Source organism: Buttiauxella ferragutiae (assembly GCF_022637515.1).
Lineage (GTDB): Bacteria > Pseudomonadota > Gammaproteobacteria > Enterobacterales > Enterobacteriaceae > Buttiauxella > Buttiauxella ferragutiae.
The window spans coordinates 4911317-4934301 of sequence record NZ_CP093332.1; the positions used below are offsets into that span (position 1 = coordinate 4911317).

At 53.5% G+C, this 22985-nt stretch carries 17 protein-coding genes; 15 read left to right on the plus strand and 2 right to left on the minus strand.

Annotated elements, in window-relative coordinates; all coding sequences use genetic code 11:
• The 3 genes from MNO13_RS22620 to MNO13_RS22630 are packed head-to-tail and all read left to right on the plus strand — an operon-like array spanning position 1 to position 4291.
• Complete coding sequence (locus tag MNO13_RS22620; protein ID WP_241939338.1) at positions 1-840, plus strand: efflux RND transporter periplasmic adaptor subunit; 840 nt, start codon at positions 1-3, stop codon at positions 838-840.
• Entirely contained in the window at positions 837-2189 is a 1353-nt protein-coding gene (locus MNO13_RS22625) for an efflux RND transporter periplasmic adaptor subunit (protein ID WP_241939339.1), read from the plus strand. Before MNO13_RS22620 ends, MNO13_RS22625 begins: the two co-directional genes overlap by 4 nt.
• Positions 2186-4291, plus strand: a complete 2106-nt coding sequence (locus MNO13_RS22630; protein ID WP_241939340.1) for a site-2 protease family protein — start codon at positions 2186-2188, stop codon at positions 4289-4291. The genes MNO13_RS22625 and MNO13_RS22630 overlap by 4 nt, the downstream gene beginning before the upstream one ends.
• Positions 4292-4641: 350 nt before the next feature.
• Here the strand turns inward: MNO13_RS22630 and MNO13_RS22635 are convergent, their stop codons facing one another.
• Positions 4642-7212, minus strand: coding sequence for an ATP-binding protein (locus MNO13_RS22635; protein ID WP_064541112.1), 2571 nt, complete (start codon positions 7210-7212; stop codon positions 4642-4644).
• Positions 7213-7425: 213 nt separating this feature from the next.
• Between MNO13_RS22635 and MNO13_RS22640 the strand changes: the two genes are divergently transcribed.
• The 7 genes from MNO13_RS22640 (at position 7426) to MNO13_RS22670 (ending at position 14145) form a co-directional block, all read left to right on the plus strand.
• Positions 7426-8949 (plus strand): sugar ABC transporter ATP-binding protein, encoded by a 1524-nt coding sequence (locus MNO13_RS22640; protein ID WP_121814514.1) that lies wholly within the window; start codon positions 7426-7428, stop codon positions 8947-8949.
• A complete protein-coding gene (locus MNO13_RS22645; RefSeq protein WP_064541127.1) occupies positions 8942-9937 on the plus strand; it encodes an ABC transporter permease subunit in 996 nt (331 codons plus the stop codon). The genes MNO13_RS22640 and MNO13_RS22645 overlap by 8 nt, the downstream gene beginning before the upstream one ends.
• Before the next feature lie 114 nt (positions 9938-10051).
• Entirely contained in the window at positions 10052-10984 is a 933-nt protein-coding gene (locus MNO13_RS22650; RefSeq protein WP_064541130.1) for an ABC transporter substrate-binding protein, read from the plus strand.
• A gap of 104 nt (positions 10985-11088) precedes the next feature.
• The gene (locus tag MNO13_RS22655) at positions 11089-11772 is read left to right on the plus strand and encodes a D-lyxose/D-mannose isomerase (RefSeq protein ID WP_133523039.1); all 684 of its coding nucleotides are present in this window, start codon (positions 11089-11091) and stop codon (positions 11770-11772) included.
• 38 nt (positions 11773-11810) lie between these two features.
• On the plus strand, positions 11811-12671 hold the full coding sequence (locus tag MNO13_RS22660) for a ketose 1,6-bisphosphate aldolase (RefSeq protein ID WP_064541136.1): 861 nt from the start codon (positions 11811-11813) through the stop codon (positions 12669-12671).
• Positions 12672-12680: 9 nt separating this feature from the next.
• Positions 12681-13688, plus strand: a complete 1008-nt coding sequence (locus MNO13_RS22665) for a carbohydrate kinase family protein (protein ID WP_241939341.1) — start codon at positions 12681-12683, stop codon at positions 13686-13688.
• 307 nt (positions 13689-13995) lie between these two features.
• Positions 13996-14145, plus strand: a complete 150-nt coding sequence (locus tag MNO13_RS22670) for a Hok/Gef family protein (protein WP_074388493.1) — start codon at positions 13996-13998, stop codon at positions 14143-14145.
• Between the two features lie 85 nt (positions 14146-14230).
• Here MNO13_RS22670 and MNO13_RS22675 read toward each other — a convergent pair whose 3' ends face one another.
• On the minus strand, positions 14231-14965 hold the full coding sequence (locus MNO13_RS22675; protein ID WP_064541143.1) for a response regulator transcription factor: 735 nt from the start codon (positions 14963-14965) through the stop codon (positions 14231-14233).
• Positions 14966-15236: 271 nt separating this feature from the next.
• Between MNO13_RS22675 and fdhF the strand changes: the two genes are divergently transcribed.
• From fdhF to fic, 5 genes are all read left to right on the plus strand, one after another.
• A complete protein-coding gene (fdhF, locus tag MNO13_RS22680) occupies positions 15237-17384 on the plus strand; it encodes a formate dehydrogenase subunit alpha (protein ID WP_083963226.1) in 2148 nt (715 codons plus the stop codon).
• 277 nt (positions 17385-17661) lie between these two features.
• Entirely contained in the window at positions 17662-19617 is a 1956-nt protein-coding gene (acs, locus tag MNO13_RS22685) for an acetate--CoA ligase (protein WP_121814521.1), read from the plus strand.
• Between the two features lie 143 nt (positions 19618-19760).
• Positions 19761-20075: a DUF485 domain-containing protein gene (locus MNO13_RS22690; RefSeq protein ID WP_064515424.1), complete on the plus strand. Its 315-nt coding sequence runs from the start codon at positions 19761-19763 to the stop codon at positions 20073-20075.
• Positions 20072-21730 carry a cation/acetate symporter ActP gene (actP, locus tag MNO13_RS22695; protein ID WP_064541152.1) on the plus strand — a complete coding sequence of 553 codons (1659 nt, stop codon included), beginning with the start codon at positions 20072-20074 and terminating at the stop codon, positions 21728-21730. The genes MNO13_RS22690 and actP overlap by 4 nt, the downstream gene beginning before the upstream one ends.
• A 166-nt stretch (positions 21731-21896) precedes the next feature.
• The gene (gene fic, locus MNO13_RS22700) at positions 21897-22973 is read left to right on the plus strand and encodes a protein adenylyltransferase Fic (protein ID WP_064541155.1); all 1077 of its coding nucleotides are present in this window, start codon (positions 21897-21899) and stop codon (positions 22971-22973) included.
• Positions 22974-22985: the final 12 nt, after the last annotated feature.

Below are 22985 nucleotides of genomic sequence, written 5' to 3' on the forward strand. Positions count from 1 at the left end.
ATGAAGACAAAAATAATGGTGGATGACGCTAACGCTTATCCACCCTACAAAAACAACAGCGTCATCCGACAAAAATGGATGGTCGGGTTGATCTGCGCACTTTCCTGCATATCCGCGCCCGCGTTTGCCGCGGATGGCTCCGCTGCGGTGCGCTTCCTGGTACTCGCCAATCGTGAAAGCCCGCTTTCCAGCGTGGTTCCTGGGCGGATGGCGAAAATTAACGTCCAGTTGGGCGATACCGTCACGCAAGGCAAACTGCTGGCGAACATGGATTGTAGCGACCTGGTAGCCCGCAAAAATGCCGCTGAAGCGGAGTTTCACGCCGCCCAACTGCGCTATGAAGCCAAAGCCAAACTGCAAGGGTTACAATCGGCTGCGGCACTAGAAGTGGGTTTAGCCGCTTCCGAAGTGAACCGCACCAAAGGCCAGATGGGGATATTTGACGCCCAACTGGCGCAGTGCCGCTTCGTGGCTCCATTCAATGGGCGCGTCGCTAAAATCTATGTCAAAGAAGGCCAGGGGATTGGTGCGGGTGCGCCAGTGATTGATCTGGTCGGTAGCGGGACTTTGCGCGCACGGTTAAACGTGCCGTCAAGCTGGGTGCCGTGGCTAAAAATCGGCTCGCAGCTGAATGCCTCGGTCGGTGAAACCGGCAAACAATACCCGCTCACGGTGACGCACATTAGCGGCAAAGTGGATGCCGTTAGCCAGACCATCGAAATCGAAACCCGCTTCCCGGACAAAACCGACGACGTATTACCCGGCATGAGCGGACAAGCAGTAGCGGTTTGCCCGCCGGATGAAAACCGTTGCCTGAAAAGCGAGACCGCCAATTCGTGACCAGCAGTGTAGCTTTTTACCAACTGGCCGCCCGAGTCGAAACCATCAGCAATGCCGCTGAACTCGGGTTTGCTATCTGTAATGAAACGCGCCAACTGGTGGATTACCGCCAGGCCGCACTGCTGTCGCTTGCGCCCAATAACCGCGCCAAACTGGTGGCCCATTCAGGGCTGAGCGATACCGACAACAACACGCCGTATGCCTTATGGCTGGCGGATGTGGCGCAGGAAATTGCGCCACATTGCCGAGCCTTACCGCCGGAAGCCCGCGTGCTGGCGCTGGCACCCGCACAATTAAGCGAAACGCTGGCTAAGCTGTGGAACGAGTGGTTGCCGCCACAGGTTTGGGTACTGCCGCTCACCGGTGCCGACGGCGAAATACACGCGTTGTGGTTTTTAGGGCGCGACGAACCGTGGCCAACCTCGCTGACTCCAGCATCGCCAGAATTTACCCTGCTGCAACTGAGCGGTTTGTACGGTTACGCCTGGTGGGCGTTAACCGCGCGCCCGTCGCGCTTTAAGCAATTCTGGCAGCGCAACACCGGACGCCGCCTCGCTTATATCCTGCTGGCAGTGCTGCTGGTGCTGTGTATTCCGGTGCGCGAATACACGCTGGTGCCAGCGGAAATTATCTCGCTGCAAAGTGAAGTGATTGCCGCGCCCGATTCCGGGGTGATTAAGCGCATGGTGGTGTTGCCAAACAGCGATGTAGTGAAAGACCAGGTGCTGGCGACTCTCGACGACACCACGCTGCATAACCGGCTGGCGGTGGCACAGGCGGAGCTGGAAACCGCTGAAACCACGCTGCATCAGGCTTCTCAGCAAGCGATTGAAGATCAACAGGCCAAGTCAGAACTGGCGATGGCCGAAGGCAAATGGCGCGAGAAAAAAGTGGAAGTGGAGTCGATAGTCCGTGACATCGATAAACTCACGATTCGCGCCCCAGGCAACGGTGTTTTCGTCTATTCCGACCCGGACGACTGGGCTGGCCGCCCGGTGCAAACGGGTGAGCGTATTGGCCTGCTGGCTGACCCCAATAGCCTCGGCGTACGCGCCTGGGCACCGGTCAGCGAATCCACCAACCTGAATCGCGGCGCACCGATGACGGTATTTTTGAAAGTCGCCCCGCTCGATTCTTTTAGCGCGAAACTGGATTACGCAGGCTATCAAACCGTTGAAGCGCCCAACGGCGTGGCCAGTTATTTGCTGCGCGGCACGCTTGAAGGTAAACCAGAAGTGGCGCGTATTGGCTTACAAGGAACCGCGCGAGTGACCGGTGACTGGGCAATGCTCGGTTACCTGTTGCTGCGCCGCCCTATCGCCACCTTGCGTGCCGGGAGCGGCTGGTGATAAGCGGTGCCGCCACAGCGCCGCCGTGGCCTGCGCTGCGTGATGAACTGCGCCTCAATAGCGCAGGCAGCAACCGCGATGGTTCGCCGGCCTGGCATTTGGCCGATCCGGTGCGCAACCTGTTTTTCCGCCTCGGCTGGCTGGAAATCGAAATTCTCAAACGCTGGCAACTGGCTGATACCGCAAAAATCGCACAGGCGATTAATCAACACACCACGCTGAATGTGGATGAAGAGGACGTCAAAGCGTTTGTGCTGTTTTTGCAGCAGCAACAATTGCTGCGCACTGCGCGTTATCGCCCGGCGTCATCGGTGTGGAAATGGCTGTTGCACAGTTATTTGTTTATTCGTATTCCGTTGATTCACCCTGAAAAAGCCCTGCGTAAAGCGCTGCCGTGGTTGCAGCCGCTGTTCAGCAAAACTTTCTTGTGGCTGACGCTGTTAGTGGCGATGGCCGGCATTGTGCTGGCGGCGCGCCAGTGGGATACCGTGGTTGCCACGCTGCATAATTCGGTGAGCTGGCAAGGTGCGGCGGCCTTTGCTATCGCGCTGGTGTTTTCCAAATGCTGGCATGAAATGGGGCACGCGTTAACCGCCACGCGCCACGGTGTGCGGGTTGGGCATATGGGTGTTGCGTTGCTGGTGATGCTGCCGATGGCCTACACCGACACCGGCGAAAGCTGGAAGCTGTTTCGTTCGCGCGATCGGCTAAAAATCGCCGCCGCCGGGATTGTTTCCGAGCTGGTGCTGGCGGCATGGGCGACGCTGCTGTGGTCATTCGCACCGGAAGGCAGCATCAAAAACGCGCTGTTTTTCCTGGCGACCACCGCCTGGGTGATGACAGTGGTGGTCAACGCCAGCCCGTTTATGCGCTTTGACGGCTACTACATTCTCAGCGATATGCTCGATTTCCCCGGCCTGCACGAACGCGCCGGAAACTGGGCAAAACGAGCGATGCGCTGGCACCTGTTTGGCATTAACGATCCCGCACCCGATAACGTCACTCCGGCCTTTGCGCGCTTTCTGACGCTGTTCGCTTTTGCCACCTGGATTTACCGCCTGCTGCTGTTTATCGGCATTGCGGTGGTGGTGTATCACGCCTTTTTTAAAGCGCTGGGCGTGATTTTATTTTTGGTAGAAATTGTCACTTTTGTGGTGCAACCGATGATCAAAGAGATCAAACACTGTTGGGCCAGGCGCGAGGAAAGCCAGCCGTTTTATCGCCGCAGGTTGCTGCTGATTGCTATTGCCGCGCTGCTGGTTATTTTTGTGCCGTGGTCAAATAAAGTGAGCCTGCCAGGTGTAGTGGAAGCCGGTTTTGTGCAACCGATTTACACGCCCTACAGCGCACGCCTTGAGAAAGTTTTTGTCACCGACGGCCAGCAAGTAAAAGCTGGGCAACCGCTGTTTGAGCTGATTGCGCCGTTGCCAGAAACCTCGCAACGTAAGGCGGAAGAAATGCGCCGCGCCTGGGAATACAGCGCCCGTGGTGCATTAGGGCTGGAGAAAGACGGCCCCGCCAAACAGGTGCTGGCGGATCAAATGGCACGCCAGTATTCACTGCAACAAAGCGCGGGGAATAGCGAATTGCTGCGCCTGCGGTTAGTTGCCGCCTCGAATGGGCGCATTGAAGATCGCGATCTTTCTTTGCAGCCTGGAAGCTGGATCTCAGCATCCACGCATATCGCCACGCTGGTGAATGCCGATCGCTGGCGGGTCAAAGCGCTGGTCGGGGAAGAGGATCTGGCGCGTTTACGGGTAGGTGCAACAGCCAGGATTTATCAACCTGGCGAGTGGCAACCGCTTATCGGACGCGTGGTGTCCATCGACCATAATGTGGTGACGCGCCTGCCTTCGTTGCTTTTAGCGAAAGAGCATGGCGGGCCGGTGGCATTAAACCCGACGGCGCAGGCCAAAGATTTGCACCCGCAAGGGGTTTGGTATCGCGTATCGATTGAAGGTGATGGTAAAGCGGCAGTGTTGAACCGGGAAAATCTCGCGGATATTTCAGTGGCAAGCTCGCGCCAGAGTCTTGCGCATCGTTGGTTTAATAGTGTGTCATTGATGTTGATTCAGCAAACGGGAATGGGCAAAGAGGGGTAATTTCAGCAGCGTCCTGGCATGAATGTCGGATGACGCTGCGTTTATCCGACCTACGAAAACAAATGGTTTCAAACAACGCGCATTAAAATTTGGGGGTTTTGTAGGGGGGATAAGCCGCAGGCGTCATCCACCAAACAGCGACCAAAGTCAGCCCCTCTTTGCAGAGGGGCTTAGTCCTTGCTACAGGATGCTCAATGAGGTGCATATCATTTAATGAGGCGGCTAAGTTACATTCCAAAACCCACCCCTTCCTCCTGGGATACTGGAAGGGGTCGTTCTATTAATGTCCGCTTCTGGACTCAGAGTCAATTGTTTGGAACTGACCTTTTCATTGATTTGCAATTCACCCGTCATACTTCAAGTTGAGTAACACGTCGTAATACTTTTGCCAGTTTTTGCTGATTAAACGGCTTACGCAAAAGCTCGACCGGCGGTAATTGTTGCCCGCTACGCCGCAGGTCCTGCCCGCTGATCAACAGGCAAGTCAGATGTGGATAATGCTCGCGCGCATGCTGCACCACATCGGCTCCGTTCATCGGCCCCGGTAACATCAAATCGCTGATGAGAATCTGAATATCTGGCACCTCTTTGAGAAACTGTAGCGCTTGCTGGCTGTCGCTGGTTTCCAGTGTCAAATAACCCAGTTGATGCAGTTGCTCACACAGCGTCTGGCGCACATCGTGTTCATCTTCCAGCACTAACACCAGTTGGTCCTGAAGCGGATTTTCCACAAGCATTAGCGGCACCGTTTCACTGACGGCCTGCGCAGATGCACGCGGCAGTTGCAAGCGCACTAACGTTCCCTGTCCCGGCGCACTTTCAATTTGCACTCGCCCACCGGACTGGCGCACAAAACCATACACCATCGACAACCCCAGCCCACTGCCGCTGCCAGTCTGTTTGGTGGTGAAGAAGGGTTCAAAAGCTTGCGCTTTGACTTCCGCCGACATGCCATGCCCACGGTCGGTCACTTCCAGCGCCACCATATCTTGTTTGCCACCGCCAGATCGCACCACTCGTTGGTTCCAGGTGCGGATTTTAATCGTGCCGCTTTGCCCTTCCATCGCATCACGCGCATTCATTACCAAATTGATAATCGCATTCTCAAGTTGATTCACATCGATCCACGCCGGCCACGCCGGATGCTGCGCTTCAATTTCCAGCGTCAACGTCGCAGGAAGTGAATGGCGAATCAGCGGGTCGAGGTTTTCCAGCAGGTTTTTCATCGCCACCGCATGAGGATGCAGCGATTGTTTGCGCGAAAAGGCCAGCAGACGCTGAGTGAGTTGCGCACCGCGTTCGGCGGCTTTTAAGGCACGCTGAATGCGCGTGGCATCTGACGAATCCACCGATGTCAGCTCAAGACTACCGATAATCACCGCCAGCAAATTATTGAAATCATGCGCCAGGCCGCCGGTGAGTTGCCCCACTGCTTTCATTTTTTGGCTGTGAACCAGTGCTTCTTCCAGTGCTTTACGCTCGGTGCGCTCCAGCACCACGTTCACCATGCCGCGCCCCGGCACTGGGCTAAAACGCAGCTCGATAGTGCGATTATCGGCAAGCCGTAGTTCTTGTGGTTTGGGTAACGGGCGTGAGAGGTTTTCAAGGATATGTTCCTGGAGCGGCGACACCTGTTTTAACAGATTCATGTAATGCTGCCCGCGCTGCAAACGTTCCGCTGCCAGCCCCAGCAGCAACGGATACTGCGGGTTCCACACCACCAAAATGCCGTCGTTATCGAACAACGCAAAACCATCGCGCATGGCATGGAAAGTGGTTTCCAGTTGAGTGCTTTTTTCTTTCAGTAATTTCGAGGTGTGTTCCAGCGAGGCGGTATTGCGCGCAAACACGTTAAAGGCACGCGCCAGCTCGCCCAGTTCATCACGGCGCTGCAACGCAGGCACGCTGACATCGCGCTCCCCCCGCGCCAGCCGTGTCATGGCGTGGGAAATTGCCGTCAGGTTCGAGCCAAGATTGCGATAGATATACCAGCCCGCAAAGCCGGTAATCACCAGCGCCAGCAAGGCAAACAGGCCAATAAAAGCAATCATCGATTGCAGCTCTTGATGGCTCTGTTCGCTGCGGTTGAGCGACTCCTGTGCCACTTTTTGCACGTACTGGTTGATGTCATCATTCAAAAACGCCACCAGCGCTTTGATGTGATACATAAACCACGAGATGCCCAAATCGCTGTTATCCAGCGCCTGAGAAAGTGGCAGTAATTGCTGCAAATGTGCGGTGAACTCCTGCAATATCTCATCAACTAGCGGTGAATCATCATGCGCCGGAAGCTGCGCCATGACTTCGGTGAGTTGCACCACGGTGGCTTTCGGCGAAGGGGTTTGGATGGCAATCAGAATCAGGCGGTCCATTTCCGTTAACAGCCGCGCTTCGGGCGTCGTCCGTCCGTCACGGGCATTGATGTCCTGAATATGATGCAGATAACTTTGGTTTTGATACAGCGCACTGAGCAGCGCATTACGTTCCAGATGGCGACGATGCCCCAGTTCCAGCATGCGCGTAACACTGCTTTCCAGTTCGTTACTGCGCTCGGTGATGCGCTTGACCAACTGCGGTTCATGGCTGGCGAGCGGCGCGTTCGCCAGGTGATTGAGCGAGTTTTGCAACGCCTGCTGGGTTTGCTGTAAACGCTGCGCTTCGCTCTGATATTCCAGCGCACCAACCACTTGCGTGAGGCGCACCGCCGCCGTCGCCACATTCGCGGTATCCCGCGCCAACTCCATGCTGCCGGACATGTCGCTGAGCGTTTGCCCCTGCACTTGTTCCTGCAAACGGCTGGCATGATTAAAGCCGAGAATTGCCACACCGCACACCATTAAGGTCACCGCCACCACCAGCAAGTTAAAGGACAGCAAGCGTCCGCGAGCGCTGGTGAGGAACGGTGTGCGGGGTGCAGGCATGATTTGGCTCCGGTGATGATTTTCAGTGTGGTTTGCCCTCACCCCAACCCTCTCCCCCAGGAGAGGGAGAAAACCGATTGGTCCCCTCTCCCTCAGGGAGAGGGCTGGGGTGAGGGTGGATATATGACAAATATGAACGACTTCTGACATTTTGCATTTACTTAGACGTGTTCAACTGGCAGCAATCGAAACCTTACCTGCAGGAGCTGCGACATGAGTCACGTTCCCATTCTGGAGATGCGCAATATTGCCAAGTCATTCGGCAAATTTTTTGCGTTGAAAGGGGTCGATTTAACGGTGTTCCCCGGCGAAATACACGCCTTAATGGGGGAAAACGGCGCGGGTAAAAGCACGCTGATGAAAATCCTTGCCGGGGCGTATACCGCCACCAGCGGCGAGATTTTAATTAACGGCGAACCGTACAGCATCAAGGGGCCAAAAGATGCGTTAAACGCCGGCATCACGCTGATTTACCAGGAAATGCAGCTCGCCCCTAACCTCACCGTGGCAGAAAATATTTTCCTCGGCAGCGAGCTTTCACGCGCCGGTTTAGTGAAGCGCAAAGAGATGCTGATGCAGGCGCAGACGGTTATCGACCGCCTCGGCGCACAATTTAAGGCCAGCGATTTAGTCTCGCGCCTGACGATTGCCGAGCAGCAGCAGGTGGAAATCGCCCGCGCATTACACCGTAACAGCCGCATTTTAGTGATGGATGAACCCACCGCCGCACTGTCGTCCCGTGAAACGCACCGCCTGTTCGAGCTGATTATGCGGCTGCGCGATGAAGGGATGGCGATTATCTATATCAGCCACCGCATGGCGGAAGTGTACGAGCTGTCTGACCGCGTCAGCGTGCTGCGCGACGGGCAATACGTCGGCAGTCTGACGCGTGAAAACCTCAACGCTAACGAACTGGTGCGCATGATGGTCGGCCGCCCGCTAAGCGATCTGTTCAATAAAGAACGCGATATTCCGCAGGGGAATGTGCGCCTGAACGTTCACCACCTGACGGATGGCGCAAAAGTGCAGCCGGTCAGTCTGCAAGTGAAATCCGGTGAAATCGTCGGGCTGGCGGGGCTGGTGGGTGCCGGACGTTCCGAGCTGGCACAGCTGATTTTTGGCGTGCGCAAATCGACCGGCGGCAACATCGAAATTGATGGCAAGCCGGTGAAGATTCATTCACCGCGTGAAGCTATTCACTACGGGATCGGTTTCCTGACCGAGAACCGCAAAGAGCAGGGTTTGTTCCTCGAACTCGCCGCACAAGACAACATCACCATGGCGACGCTGGAACGCGACGCACACTACGGCTGGCTGGATCGCAAAAAAGCCCAGACCATTTCTGACGATGCTATCAGCCTGCTGAATATCCGAGTGCCGCACGCGCAAGTGCGGGCTGGCGGGTTATCCGGCGGTAATCAGCAAAAACTGCTGATCTCGCGCTGGGTGGCGATCGGCCCGCGTATTTTGATCCTCGATGAACCGACGCGCGGCGTGGATGTCGGGGCGAAAAGCGAGATCTACCGGATCATGAGCCAGATGGCGAAACAAGGCGTGGCGATCCTGATGATCTCCAGTGAGTTGCCGGAAATCGTCGGCATGAGTGACCGGGTTTATGTGATGCGCGAAGGCAGTATCGCGGGCGAATTGCACCCCGCCGAGATCACTCAAGAGAATATTATGACGCTGGCAACGGGCGTTGAAGATGCCCATAAAAAGGGGATTCACCATGGCTAGCCCAACCACACCACAACAAGTCGCCAAATCTGCCTCGCTGAAAAAAGCGCTGTTCGGCGACTTGATGCAAACCGTCGGCATTTTGCCAATATTGATCCTGATCGTCGCCATTTTTGGGTTTATCACGCCCAACTTTTTTACCGAATCTAACCTGCTGAATATCGCCCGCCAGTCGTCGATCAATATCGTTCTCGCGGCGGGGATGACGTTCATTATTTTGACCGGTGGTATCGACCTTTCCGTTGGCTCTATTTTGGGTACCACGGCGGTGACGGCGATGGTGGTTTCACTCATGCCGGGTTGGGAATCACTGTCGATTCCTGCCGCGCTGATGATGGGCACCGGGCTTGGGTTGTTTAACGGCATGCTGGTGGCCTGGGCTGGATTACCGCCGTTTATTGTCACCCTCGGCACCTATACGGCATTACGCGGTGCGGCCTATTTGCTGGCTGACGGCACCACGGTGATTAACTCGAATATCAATTTTGAATGGATTGGCAATGCGTATCTCGGGCCGATTCCGTGGCTGGTGGTGATTGCGCTGGCGGTGATTGTCGTCTGTTGGTTCATTCTGCGGCGCACCACGCTCGGCGTTCATATTTACGCGGTCGGCGGCAACATGCAGGCCGCCCGTCTGACGGGCATTAAAGTCTGGATGGTGTTGCTGTTCGTGTATGGCATGAGCGGGCTGCTTTCCGGGCTGGGCGGTGTGATGAGCGCCTCGCGGTTGTATAGCGCCAACGGCAATCTTGGCACCGGTTATGAGCTGGATGCTATCGCTGCGGTGATCCTCGGCGGCACTAGCTTCGTCGGCGGGATTGGCACCATTACCGGCACGCTGGTCGGTGCGCTGATTATTGCCACGCTCAACAATGGTATGACGCTAATGGGCGTCTCATATTTCTGGCAACTGGTGATCAAGGGTGCGGTGATCATCATTGCGGTGCTGATCGACAAATACCGTACCCGCCACCATCAAAGTGCATAACGTAAACGGTGGATGACGCTATCGCTTATCCACCCTACCAAACCGATAACCATGCTCTTTCGTAGGTCGGATAAGCGTGAGCGTCATCCGACAAAACCAGACAGGAGATTCACCATGCGTTTGAAGATACTAGCTGCAGCACTCATGATTGCCGCCGTACCGTTTGTTCAGGCAAAAGAGCTGAAATCCATCGGGGTGACGGTGGGTGACCTCGCCAACCCGTTCTTCGTGCAGATAACCAAAGGTGCCGAACTGGAAGCCCGTAAGCTTGCGGGAGATAACGTGAAAGTGACGCTGGTTTCCAGCGGTTACGATCTCGGCCAACAGGTTTCTCAAATTGATAATTTTATCGCCGCCAAAGTCGACATGATCATTTTGAACGCGGCGGATTCCAAAGGGATCGGCCCGGCGGTGAAACGTGCGAAAGACGCGGGGATCGTGGTGGTTGCGGTGGACGTGGCAGCGGAAGGGGCGGATGCGACGATCACCTCGAACAACACTCAGGCGGGTGAAATCGCCTGTAAGTACATTGCGGATCGCCTGAAAAACAAAGGCAACGTGGTGATCATCAACGGGCCGCCGGTTTCCGCCGTGCAGAACCGTGTAGAAGGCTGCGAAACCGAGTTTAAAAAGCATCCTGATATCAAGATCCTTTCTTCTAACCAGAACGCCAAAGGCAGCCGCGAAGGTGGACTTGAAGTGATGACTTCTTTGCTGGCGGCAAATCCGAAGATCGACGGCGTGTTTGCGATCAACGATCCGACAGCGATCGGTGCCGATCTGGCAGCGAAACAAGCCCAACGCAACGAGTTCTTCATCGTTGGTGTGGATGGCAGCCCTGATGCGGAAGAAGCCCTGAAACGCGGCGGAAATACGCTGTTTGTCGCCACACCTGCGCAAGACCCGCAAGTGATGGCTGCCAAAGCGGTTGAGATTGGTTACGACATTCTGCAAGGCAAGCCTGCGCCGAAAGAGCCGGTGCTGATTCCAGTAACCATGATCGATAAAAATAATATCGGGACGTATAAGGGTTGGACGGTGAAATAACTTTTCCCCTCACCCCAACCCTCTCCCAAAGGAGAGGGGAAAACCGACCTGTTCCCTCTCCCTCAGGGTGAGGGCCAGGGTGAGGGTTGTTGAAAGGAGACAAAATGAAACGCTCCGAAATAAACCAGATCCTCGCGCAAACACGCCATTTCTTTATGCAGCACGATGTTCATTTGCCGCCATTCGCCTCGTATAACCTGGCTAAATGGCAGCAGACGGATAAACAAATCTGGCAAGAGGTGTTCAATCTCAAACTGGGATGGGACGTGACCGCTTTTGGCGGCAGCGATTTTTTGGCTCAGGGGCTGACGCTTTTCACCCTGCGTAACGGCTCACCCGATGGCGCACCCTATGCCAAATGCTACGCCGAAAAAATCATCCATGTGCGCGAAGGGCAACTCACGCCGATGCATTTTCACTGGCGCAAACGCGAGGACATTATCAATCGCGGCGGCGGTAATTTGATTGTCGAACTGTGGAATTCCGATCAGTTCGAGCAGACCGAAGACAGCGATGTCACTGTGGTTATCGATGGCTGTCGCCAGACTCACGCCGCAGGCAGCCAGTTGCGCCTGTCACCCGGTGAGAGCATTTGCCTGGTGCCCGGCATTTACCACAGTTTCTGGGGAGAGGCGGGTTACGGCGACGTGCTGGTTGGCGAAGTGTCGATGGTCAATGATGACGACCGCGACAACCGTTTTCTCAAACCGCTTGAGCGCTTTAATTCCATCATTGAAGACGCGCCAATCCAGCAATTGCTGTGCAACGAATATCGCCAATACCTTTAATTTTCAACCATTTTGTCCCAACACCAGGGGAAACTATTATGGCTTTGATATCGCTCGCAGATGGCCTGGCTCATGCCCGCGCAAACGGCTATGCACTCGGCGCTTTTAACGTTCTGGACAGCCATTTTCTGCGCGCCCTTTTTGCCGCTGCAAAACAAGAAAACTCGCCGTTTATCATCAACATTGCCGAAGTGCATTTTAAGTATGTGTCGCTGGAATCACTGGTCGAAGCCGTCAAATTCGAAGCAGCTCGCCACGATATTCCGCTGGTGCTCAATCTCGACCATGGCCTGCATTTTGAAGCGGTAGTGCGCGCTTTACGCCTCGGTTTTAGCTCAGTGATGTTCGATGGTTCTACACTTGAATATGAAGAGAACGTCCGCCAGACCAGAGAAGTGGTGAAAATGTGCCACGCGGTGGGGGTCTCGGTCGAAGCCGAACTGGGCGCAGTGGGCGGTGACGAAGGCGGTGCGCTGTATGGCGAGGCCGACAGCAACAAATTTACCGACCCGGCAGTGGCGCGTGATTTTGTCGACAGAACTGGCATCGACACACTGGCGGTCGCCATTGGCAACGCCCACGGCAAGTATAAAGGCGAGCCAAAACTCGATTTCGACCGTCTGGCGGCGATTCGCCAACAAACCGGCCTGCCGCTGGTATTACATGGCGGTTCAGGCATCAGCGATGAGGATTTTCGCAAAGCGATAACCCTCGGTATTCACAAGATAAATTTCTATACCGGCATGTCGCAAGCGGCCCTCGGTGCCATCGAGCAACGCATGAATCAACGTCACGCCATTTATGACGAGTTCGCCGAGTTATTGCTGGGTATTGAAGAGGCGATTACCGATGTCGTCGCGCAACAAATGCAGATTTTTGGCAGTTCAGGAAAGGCGTAAGGAGAGGTTATGACAGAGCGCAGCGGGATTATCGCCGCCGGAAATATGTTGGTCGACCATGTACATCAAATTGTGCAATGGCCGCAGCGCGGGTGGCTGGCAGAAATCGTTCACAGTGAACGCTCAACTGGCGGCGCGCCGTTAAATGTGTTGCTGACACTGGCAAAAATGCATGTCGGGCTACCGCTGCAAGCTGTGGGATTGGTCGGTGACGATCATGACGGCGACTATATTATGGCCATGTTGGATCAGTATCATGTCAATCGCCAGCATGTGCACCGCACTACTTTCGCGCCAACGTCGATGTCGCAAGTAATGACCGACCCGAGCGGGCAACGCACGTTTTTCCACTCGCCTGGCGCTAATCGTTTGCTTGATTTACCCGCCTTTGACCGCCTTGAAACATCCTTCAAAATCTTCCACCTTGGCTATTTGTTGCTGCTTGATAGTCTTGATATGGAAGATGCGGAATACGGCACACGCAGCGCCCGATTGTTGGCCATGATGTCCCTGCAAGGCTATGAAACCTCGCTGGATTTAGTGTCGCGTCAGGGCGACCCGCGTTACCGCCCGATGGTGCTCCCTGCCCTGCGTTGGCTGGATTACCTGGTGATTAATGAACTGGAAGCCGGTGAGTTTAGCGGGCTGGAAATCCGCCATGCTAACGGTGCACCGCATGTCGAAAATATTGCGCAAGCGGCAACGTTGCTGCTGGAATCGGGTGTGAAGCAAAGAGTAGTGATTCATTGCCCGGAAGGTGCATGGGGCATAGAACGTGGAGGCGAAGGCACATGGGTGCCGTCGTTTATGTTGGCTCAAGAGGAAATTGTCGGCAGCGTTGGTGCGGGTGACGCTTTTTGCGCCGGAATATTATATGGCTGCCATGAAAAATGGCCGCTGGTCGATAGCCTTAAATTAGCTCACGCCTGCGCTCGCGCGAATTTGTTATGTGCAAATGCGATCGATGGCGCAAAAACATTAACGGAATTGCAGAGTTTTATTAGTGAGCGGAGTTGAGATTTATTAAGCCATCCGCTAATAATCACGACATCAATATGATTAAGATTATTTGCGAGGGATATTCCAGAACGATGTAATCATGATAAATGAATTACATTAGCAATTAATATCTAATAAATAAAAACTCAGTAAACTATGCGGCGGGTGCTTAGGGCTTTCTGTCCTGAGCATAAGTGAGGGATATTCTTAAACTTTAAGAATAAGAAAGCCCCGGGCAACTTTAACGTTAACCCGAGGCTGATCCTCAACTCCCAACAAGTTGAGGTTAGCCTCTTACTCGCCGCAAGGCAAGGAGTAAAAAGGCATGAAGCCTACAAAGACTGTTGTCATATGTTTATTAATTGTTTGCTTAACATTAATAGCAATTACCTTATTAACACGCCGTAATTTATGCGAAGTGAAAATAAGGAATGATAAACAGGAGGTAGCGGCCAGGCTGGCCTGCTCCGAATAGTAAAGCTATCCGGGCGGGGTTCGCCCCGCCCAACTTGTGAAGGAATTAAGGGAAAAGTCTTAAGCACCCATTTATTATTTATAATTCAAGCCGCATTATTCTCCGCCTGAATAACATCAGCCGAAAATACATAGCCAATACCGCGAATGGTGCGGATTAAAGCGGGCTGATGCGGGTTTAATTCTATTTTTCGCCGCAGGCGCATAATCAGCACATCAATCGTTCTGTCGAAGACCTCCAGGCTTTCGCTGTGGGTCAACTCCAGCAGTCGTTCACGCGATAACACTTTGCGAGAATTTTGCATTAATGCCAGCAGTAAGCCGTATTCGCCCTGGGTGAGGTCGACTTGTTCATGGGCAGCATTCAATAACTGACAACGTTCGGTGTCCAGCCGCCAACCGTTGAAATGCAGGCCGCTGCTTTTTGTCGTCGTCGTTTCCACCGCCAGTGCGCCAGAACGCCGTAGCACCGCTTTAACGCGCGCCACCACCACGCGCGGGTTGAACGGTTTGGCGATGTAGTCATCGGCGCCCATCTCCAGCCCCACGACTACATCGGATTCGCTGCCAAGGCCAGTTAGCATTACTACCGGTAAATCAGGACGCTGACGCTGAATATGTTGCAGCACCAGTAACCCGTTAATATCCGGCAGGATCATATCCAGCAGCACCAGGGCGATTTCTGGGTGCTGAGCAATCGCCATCAGCGCGTCATTCCCGGAGTGGCAAACCCTCACCTCAAACACGTGCTCATTGAGCACATCGCGCAGCACCTCGCAGATCGCCAAATCGTCATCCACCAGCAAAATGGCAGGCTTCATTATTGAACTCCGGAGGATGAAAAGAGACATGGGGTAAGTGTGGGTGATTGTGGAAGGAGTGCCGCACAAAAGATAAATACCCATGCTGAATTTTCAACCGGTGTCACAAACCGTGTTCCGCTCGACACGTCACTTTTGACGATGTCCTGTTTTTCGTCAGGGTTTTGCTGCTTTTATCACCGTAAGATGCCTGTAATTCCCACTCTTTCTATGTGGCATAGATAATGCATAGAAAGTTGCAAGGTAAGCAATATTGACTGGAGCAACACTGATGAAAAAAGTCGTCACGGTTTGCCCCTATTGTGCCTCGGGTTGCAAAATCAATCTCGTGGTCGATAACGGCAAAGTCGTCAAGGCGGAAGCAGCTCAAGGTAAAACCAACCAGGGCGATCTTTGCCTGAAGGGTTACTACGGCTGGGATTTTATTAACGATACTAAAATCCTCACTCCGCGCCTCAAATCACCAATGATTCGTCGCCAGAAGGGCGGCAAACTCGAAAACGTTTCCTGGGATGAAGCACTGAACTACGTCAGTACTCGTCTGAGTGAAATCAAAGCGAAACACGGCTCCGATGCCATCATGACCACCGGTTCTTCCCGTGGTACTGGCAACGAAACCAACTATGTTATGCAAAAGTTTGCGCGCGCCGTTATTGGTACCAATAACGTTGACTGCTGCGCACGCGTCTGACACGGCCCATCGGTTGCAGGTCTGCACCAATCGGTCGGTAACGGCGCTATGAGCAACTCAATCGTCGAGATTGAGGATACCGATTTAGTGTTTGTGTTCGGGTATAACCCGGCAGATTCACACCCTATCGTTGCTAACCGTGTCATCCGCGCGAAGCAAAAAGGGGCGCAAATCATTGTGGTCGATCCGCGTAAAATTGAAACCGCGCGCATCGCTGACATGCATTTGCAGTTAAAAAATGGTTCTAACATCGCCCTGCTTAACGCAATCGGGCATGTGATTATCGAAGAAAATCTGTATGACCAGTCCTTCGTGGCTTCTCGTACCGAAGGTTTCGACGAGTATCGCAAAATTGTTGCGGGCTACACGCCTGAGTCCGTTGAAGAAATTACCGGCGTGACCGCGGCGGAAATTCGCGGCGCAGCGCGTATGTATGCGAACGCAAAAACGGCCACCATTCTGTGGGGCATGGGTGTCACCCAGTTCTATCAGGGCGTGGAAACTGTGCGCTCGCTGACCAGCCTTGCGCTGATGACCGGTAACCTGGGTAAAGCGAATGTTGGCGTGAACCCGGTTCGCGGCCAGAACAACGTTCAGGGTGCCTGCGATATGGGCGCACTGCCGGATACCTATCCTGGCTACCAGTACGTGAAAGACGAAGTCAGTCGCGAGAAGTTCGCCAAAGCCTGGGGCGTGCCATCGCTACCGGCTCACACGGGCTATCGCATCAGTGAGATACCTCACCGTGTGGCACATGGCGAAGTTCGCGCAGCTTACATTATGGGTGAAGATCCGCTGCAAACGGATGCCGAGCTTTCGGCAGTTCGTCAGGCGTTTGCCGATATGGAACTGGTCATTGTGCAGGACATCTTCATGACCAAAACCGCGGCGGCGGCCGATGTAATTTTGCCGTCTACCTCGTGGGGCGAACATGAAGGCGTTTATACCGCCGCTGACCGTGGTTTCCAGCGCTTCTTTAAAGCGGTAGAGCCGAAGTGGGACCTGAAAACGGACTGGCAGATTATCAGTGAAATTGCCACCCGTATGGGCTACCAGATGCACTACAACAACACCCAGGAAATTTGGGATGAGTTGCGTGGTCTGTGCCCGGATTTCTACGGTGCCACTTACGAGAAAATGGGTGAACTGGGTTATATCCAGTGGCCTTGCCGCGATGTAGCTGAAAGCGACCAGGGAACCTCGTTCCTGTATGACGGTAAGTTTGACCGCGAAAACGGTCTGGGCGAGTTCTTCACTTGCGACTGGGCACCGCCAATCGACAAAGTCACCGAAGAGTACCCAATGGTACTTTCCACGGTGCGTGAAGTGGGCCACTACTCTTGCCGTTCAATGACCGGTAACTGTGCAGCCCTGGCAGCCCTGGCAGATGAACCAGGTTATGCGCAAATCCACATCGACGATGCCGCTCGTTTGGGCATTGAAGATGAAGCGCTGATTTGGGTCAATTCTCGCAAAGGTCGCGTCATCACCCGTGCGAATGTAAGCGAACGCCCTAATAAAGGCGCCGTTTATATGACGTATCAGTGGTGGATTGGTGCCTGTAACGAGCTGGTGACTGAAAACCTCAGCCCGATTACTAAAACGCCGGAGTACAAGTACTGTGCTGTGCGCGTCGAGCCGATTGCCGATCAGAAAGCTGCTGAACAGTATGTGATTGACGAGTACAACAAGCTAAAAGCCAGTTTGCGCGAAAGCGCGGCGGGTTAAAAATGTAGGGTGGATAAGCCGCAGGCGTCATCCACCATTTTCGCAAGTTGTGGCGGTTGACGCTGCGCTTAACCGCCCTACAAAACACGCTAAAGCTGCCTATTCGGCAGCTTTTTTTTTGCCTTTTTCCCCTCTCTGTGCGGGATGTATTGATTAGATTTTCAACAATTTAATTAATGCGTGATCTGTCGCCCAAATAGTAAACAAAGCTCCCCAAGCCCCTACAATTAACGTTTGCTTGACATATTATTAACATCCTACAAGGAGAAAAAAAGCCATGAGCCAAATACATAAACACGCCATTCCCGCCAATATCGCGGACAATTGCCTGATAACACCGGAGCAGTACCAATCCATGTACCAACACTCGGTGCATGACCCCGACGCTTTTTGGGGCGAGCAAGGGAAGATCCTTGATTGGATCAAACCTTATAAAAAGGTGAAAAACACCTCTTTCGCACCTGGAAACGTGTCAATCAAATGGTATGAAGACGGCACGCTGAATCTGGCCGCAAACTGCCTGGATCGTCATCTTAAAGATCGCGGCGATCAGACCGCGATCATCTGGGAAGGCGACGACGCAACCCAGAGCAAAACTATTACCTATCGTGAACTGCATCGTGAAGTGTGCCGTTTTGCCAATACCCTGGTAGAACTCGGCATCAAGAAAGGCGATGTGGTGGCGATTTATATGCCGATGGTGCCGGAAGCCGCCGTTGCGATGCTGGCTTGCGCGCGTATTGGCGCGGTACATTCGGTGATTTTTGGTGGCTTCTCACCAGAAGCGGTCGCCGGGCGCATTATCGATTCCAGCTCTAAGCTGGTGATCACCGCCGACGAAGGCGTTCGTGCAGGACGCTCGATTCCCCTGAAGAAAAACGTTGATGAAGCGCTGAAAAACCCTGGCGTTAAAACTATTGAACACGTGATTGTGCTTAAACGTACTGGCGGGAATATTGAGTGGAAAGAAGGCCGCGACTTGTGGTGGAGCGAATTGGTTGAGAAAGCCAGCACCCACCACCAGCCCGTCGAAGTGAACGCCGAAGATCCGCTGTTTATCCTTTACACCTCCGGTTCAACAGGCAAGCCAAAAGGCGTGCTGCACACCACCGGCGGTTACCTGGTTTATGCCGCAACCACCTTTAAATATGTCTTTGATTACCATCAGGGCGACGTTTACTGGTGTACCGCCGACGTGGGTTGGGTCACCGGCCACAGTTATTTGCTGTACGGCCCACTGGCATGTGGTGCGATCACGCTGATGTTTGAAGGCGTGCCAAACTGGCCTGCACCAAACCGCATGGCGCAAGTCGTTGATAAGCATAAAGTGAATATTCTTTATACCGCGCCAACTGCGATTCGCGCCTTAATGGCCGAAGGTGACAAAGCGATTGAAAATACCGATCGTTCGTCGCTGCGCATTTTGGGTTCCGTGGGCGAGCCTATCAACCCGGAAGCGTGGGAATGGTACTGGAAGAAAATTGGTAACGAGAAATGCCCGGTAGTCGACACCTGGTGGCAGACCGAAACCGGCGGTTTCATGATTACGCCACTGCCTGGTGCCACCGAGCTGAAAGCCGGTTCCGCGACTCGTCCATTCTTTGGCGTGCAACCGGCGCTGGTAGATAACGAAGGCAACCCGCAACAAGGTGCAACCGAAGGTAACCTGGTGATCACCGATTCATGGCCAGGCCAGGCGCGCACGCTGTTTGGCGACCACGAACGTTTCGAGCAGACCTATTTCTCGACCTTCAAAAACATGTATTTCAGCGGTGACGGTGCACGTCGCGACGAAGACGGTTACTACTGGATAACCGGACGTGTGGACGATGTGCTCAACGTTTCCGGTCACCGTCTGGGTACCGCAGAAATCGAGTCCGCGCTGGTGTCGCATCCAAAAGTGGCGGAAGCGGCAGTGGTCGGCATTCCACATAGCATTAAAGGCCAGGCGATTTATGCCTATGTGACGCTAAATCACGGCGAAGAGCCAACGCCTGAGTTGTACACCGAAGTGCGAAACTGGGTGCGTAAAGAGATTGGCCCACTTGCCACACCGGATATTTTGCACTGGACAGATTCACTACCGAAAACCCGCTCTGGCAAGATTATGCGTCGTATTTTGCGCAAAATCGCCGCCGGCGATACCAGCAACTTTGGTGATACTTCAACGCTTGCCGATCCGGGCGTTGTTGAGAAGTTACTGGAAGAAAAACAATCTATTACCATGCCTTAACTGCTCTTCCCCTCTCCTTTTGGGAGAGGGCCGGGGTGAGGGAGTTTCCATGGTGAAATGCCCTCATCCCAACCTTCTCCCCCTGGAGAAGGAGCCAAAACAAAACAATAAAAAACCCAACCCCTACTCTGGAGAGATCTGTGATGAGTGATCAACTTTATCAACGGATAGAAGACAGTGCGCATTTCAGGGAGTTAGTCGCTAAACGGCAACGGTTTGCCACCATTTTGTCCATCATCATGCTGGTGATTTATATCAGCTTTATCCTGCTTATTGCCTTCGCGCCTGGCTGGCTGGGCACACCTTTGCACGCAGGCACCACCGTCACCCGCGGCATACCGATTGGGGTTGGCGTGATTCTGATTTCATTCTTCCTCACGGGCGTTTATGTCTGGCGGGCGAACGGTGAATTTGACCGTCTGAATAACGCTGTGCTGCGCGAGGTGAAGGTATCATGAAACGTCTTCTCGGCCTTGCTGCCGCACCGCTGTTAAGCCTGCCAGCCTCTGCGTTTGCCGCTGATGCTATTACGGGGGCTGTGCAACGCCAGCCTACCAACTGGCAGGCAATTATCATGTTCGTGATTTTCGTCGCCTTTACGTTGGGTATTACTTATTGGGCGTCAAAACGTACCCGCACGCGTAGCGATTATTACACGGCGGGCGGCAATATTACGGGCTTCCAGAATGGCCTGGCGATTGCGGGTGACTATATGTCTGCCGCTTCGTTCCTCGGTATTTCGGCGCTGGTATTTACCTCCGGCTACGACGGCCTGATTTACTCATTGGGCTTTTTGGTCGGCTGGCCAATTATCCTGTTCCTGATTGCTGAACGCCTGCGTAACCTCGGTAAATATACCTTTGCTGACGTGGCTTCCTATCGCCTGAAACAGGGGCCAATCCGTATTCTGTCGGCCTGCGGTTCTCTGGTGGTCGTCGCGTTATACCTGATTGCCCAAATGGTCGGCGCGGGTAAACTTATCCAGTTGCTGTTTGGCCTGAACTACCATGTTGCGGTGGTGCTGGTTGGCGTGTTGATGGTGATGTACGTGTTGTTCGGCGGCATGCTGGCAACCACCTGGGTGCAAATCATCAAAGCGGTGTTGTTGCTGTTCGGCGCAAGTTTCATGGCCTTTATGGTGATGAAACACGTGGGCTTCAGCTTCAACAATCTGTTTGCCGAAGCCATTGCCGTGCACCCGAAAGGTGTGGCGATTATGAGTCCTGGCGGGCTGGTGAAAGACCCAATATCAGCGCTGTCGCTGGGATTAGGTTTGATGTTTGGTACCGCCGGTTTGCCACACATTTTGATGCGTTTCTTCACCGTGAGCGATGCCCGCGAAGCGCGTAAAAGCGTGCTGTTTGCCACCGGCTTTATGGGTTATTTCTACATCCTGACCTTTATCATCGGCTTTGGCGCCATCATGTTGGTTGGGGCAAACCCTGCCTTTAAAGATGCGGCTGGCGCGTTGATTGGTGGTAACAACATGGCTGCCGTTCACCTGGCTAACGCCGTCGGTGGCAGCTTGTTCTTAGGCTTTATCTCGGCGGTTGCCTTCGCCACCATTCTTGCAGTGGTAGCAGGTTTAACGCTGGCAGGCGCGTCTGCGGTTTCGCATGACCTTTACGCTAACGTATTCCGTAAAGGTGCGTCTGAACGTGATGAGCTGAGAGTGTCGAAAATCACCGTTCTGGTGTTGGGCGTGGTGGCAATCTTGTTGGGGATTTTGTTCGAGAAACAAAACATCGCCTTCATGGTCGGACTTGCATTCTCGATTGCCGCGAGCTGTAACTTCCCCATTATTCTGCTGTCAATGTACTGGTCAAAACTGACCACGCGTGGCGCGATGATTGGCGGCTGGCTCGGCCTGATTACGGCGGTGCTGTTGATGATCCTCGGCCCAACCGTTTGGGTGCAGGTTCTGGGTCACGCAACGGCCATCTTCCCGTACGAATACCCGGCACTGTTCTCGATTCTGGTGGCGTTTGTGGGTATCTGGGTGTTCTCAGCCACTGATAACAGCCCGGAAGGCAATCTCGAACGTGAGAAATTCCGTGCTCAGTTCATCCGTTCCCAGACCGGGATTGGTATTGAACAAGGCCGTGCGCACTAATTAGCATTATCCTTTCCCGGCTCGTTTGAGCCGGGCTATGTTTATGGCATCGACACATTTTCGGAATATGTCGATGAAATCATATTTTTTAAACATATTGCCGTGATATGTTTATCGTATCGACATATCGCCGTGACATGTCGATAAAATAGGATTTTTTAAACATATGAATTGGACAGCGGATAAGCCTTACAATCAACTTCCTCTCTTGCCACCAGATATTGAAAATATCGAAACTCGGAATGTGCTTAAGGCCTGCATCAATGCCAGGGCAGCACTAGCTGAACTGAAAACCGCTGGAGAATTACTTCCTGATCAAGGATTGCTGATCAACCTGCTACCTATGCTGGAAGCAAAAGACTCCTCGCGCATTGAAAACATCGTGACGACCAGCGATCAACTTTTCCAGTTTGTTAACCGCGCTGAACACGCCGACCCGGCGACCAAAGAAGCGTTGCGCTACCGCACTGCGCTTTATGAAGGCGTTAACCACCTGATAACCCATCCGCTATGTGCCAATACAGCAGTAGAAATTTGTACGACGTTACGAGCGATTGATACCGATATACGCAAAACGCCTGGCACTGTGCTGCGTGACCAGCATATGAATATTGTCTATACCCCACCAGAAGGCGAGGCTGCAATACGCGATCTGCTGAGCAACTGGGAAAACTTCATTCACGCGCAGGATGAGCTAGACCCACTGGTTAAAATGGCTATTTTGCATTACCAGTTTGAATGCATTCACCCATTCCCGGACGGAAACGGGCGTACAAGCCGCATAGTGAATATCCTGTATTTAATCCAGAGCGGTTTATTATCATTGCCCATTCTCTACCTTTCTCGTTTCATTCTTGAGCGACGTAACGATTATTACTCCTTGCTGCGTAACGTAACTGCTGAGGGGAATTGGGAGCCATGGATTCTCTTTATTTTGGAGGCAGTCGAAAACACCGCTAACTGGACGACAAAGAAAATTGCCGTCGTTCGAGAGCTAATCGAAACAACAACAGCCTGGATTCGCGAAAAACTTCCAAAAATCTATTCATGGGAACTGGTACAAGTGTTATTTGCACAACCGTACTGCCGAATTGAAAACCTGGTCGATGGCGGAATAGCAAAACGCCAAACGGCATCTGTCTATCTCAAACAACTAGTAGATATTGGCGTACTGGAAGAAGTCACGGCAGGGCGCGAGCGGTTGTATTTGAATACACGTTTGTTGCGAGAACTGAATGATTGAGTCTGCTCGATA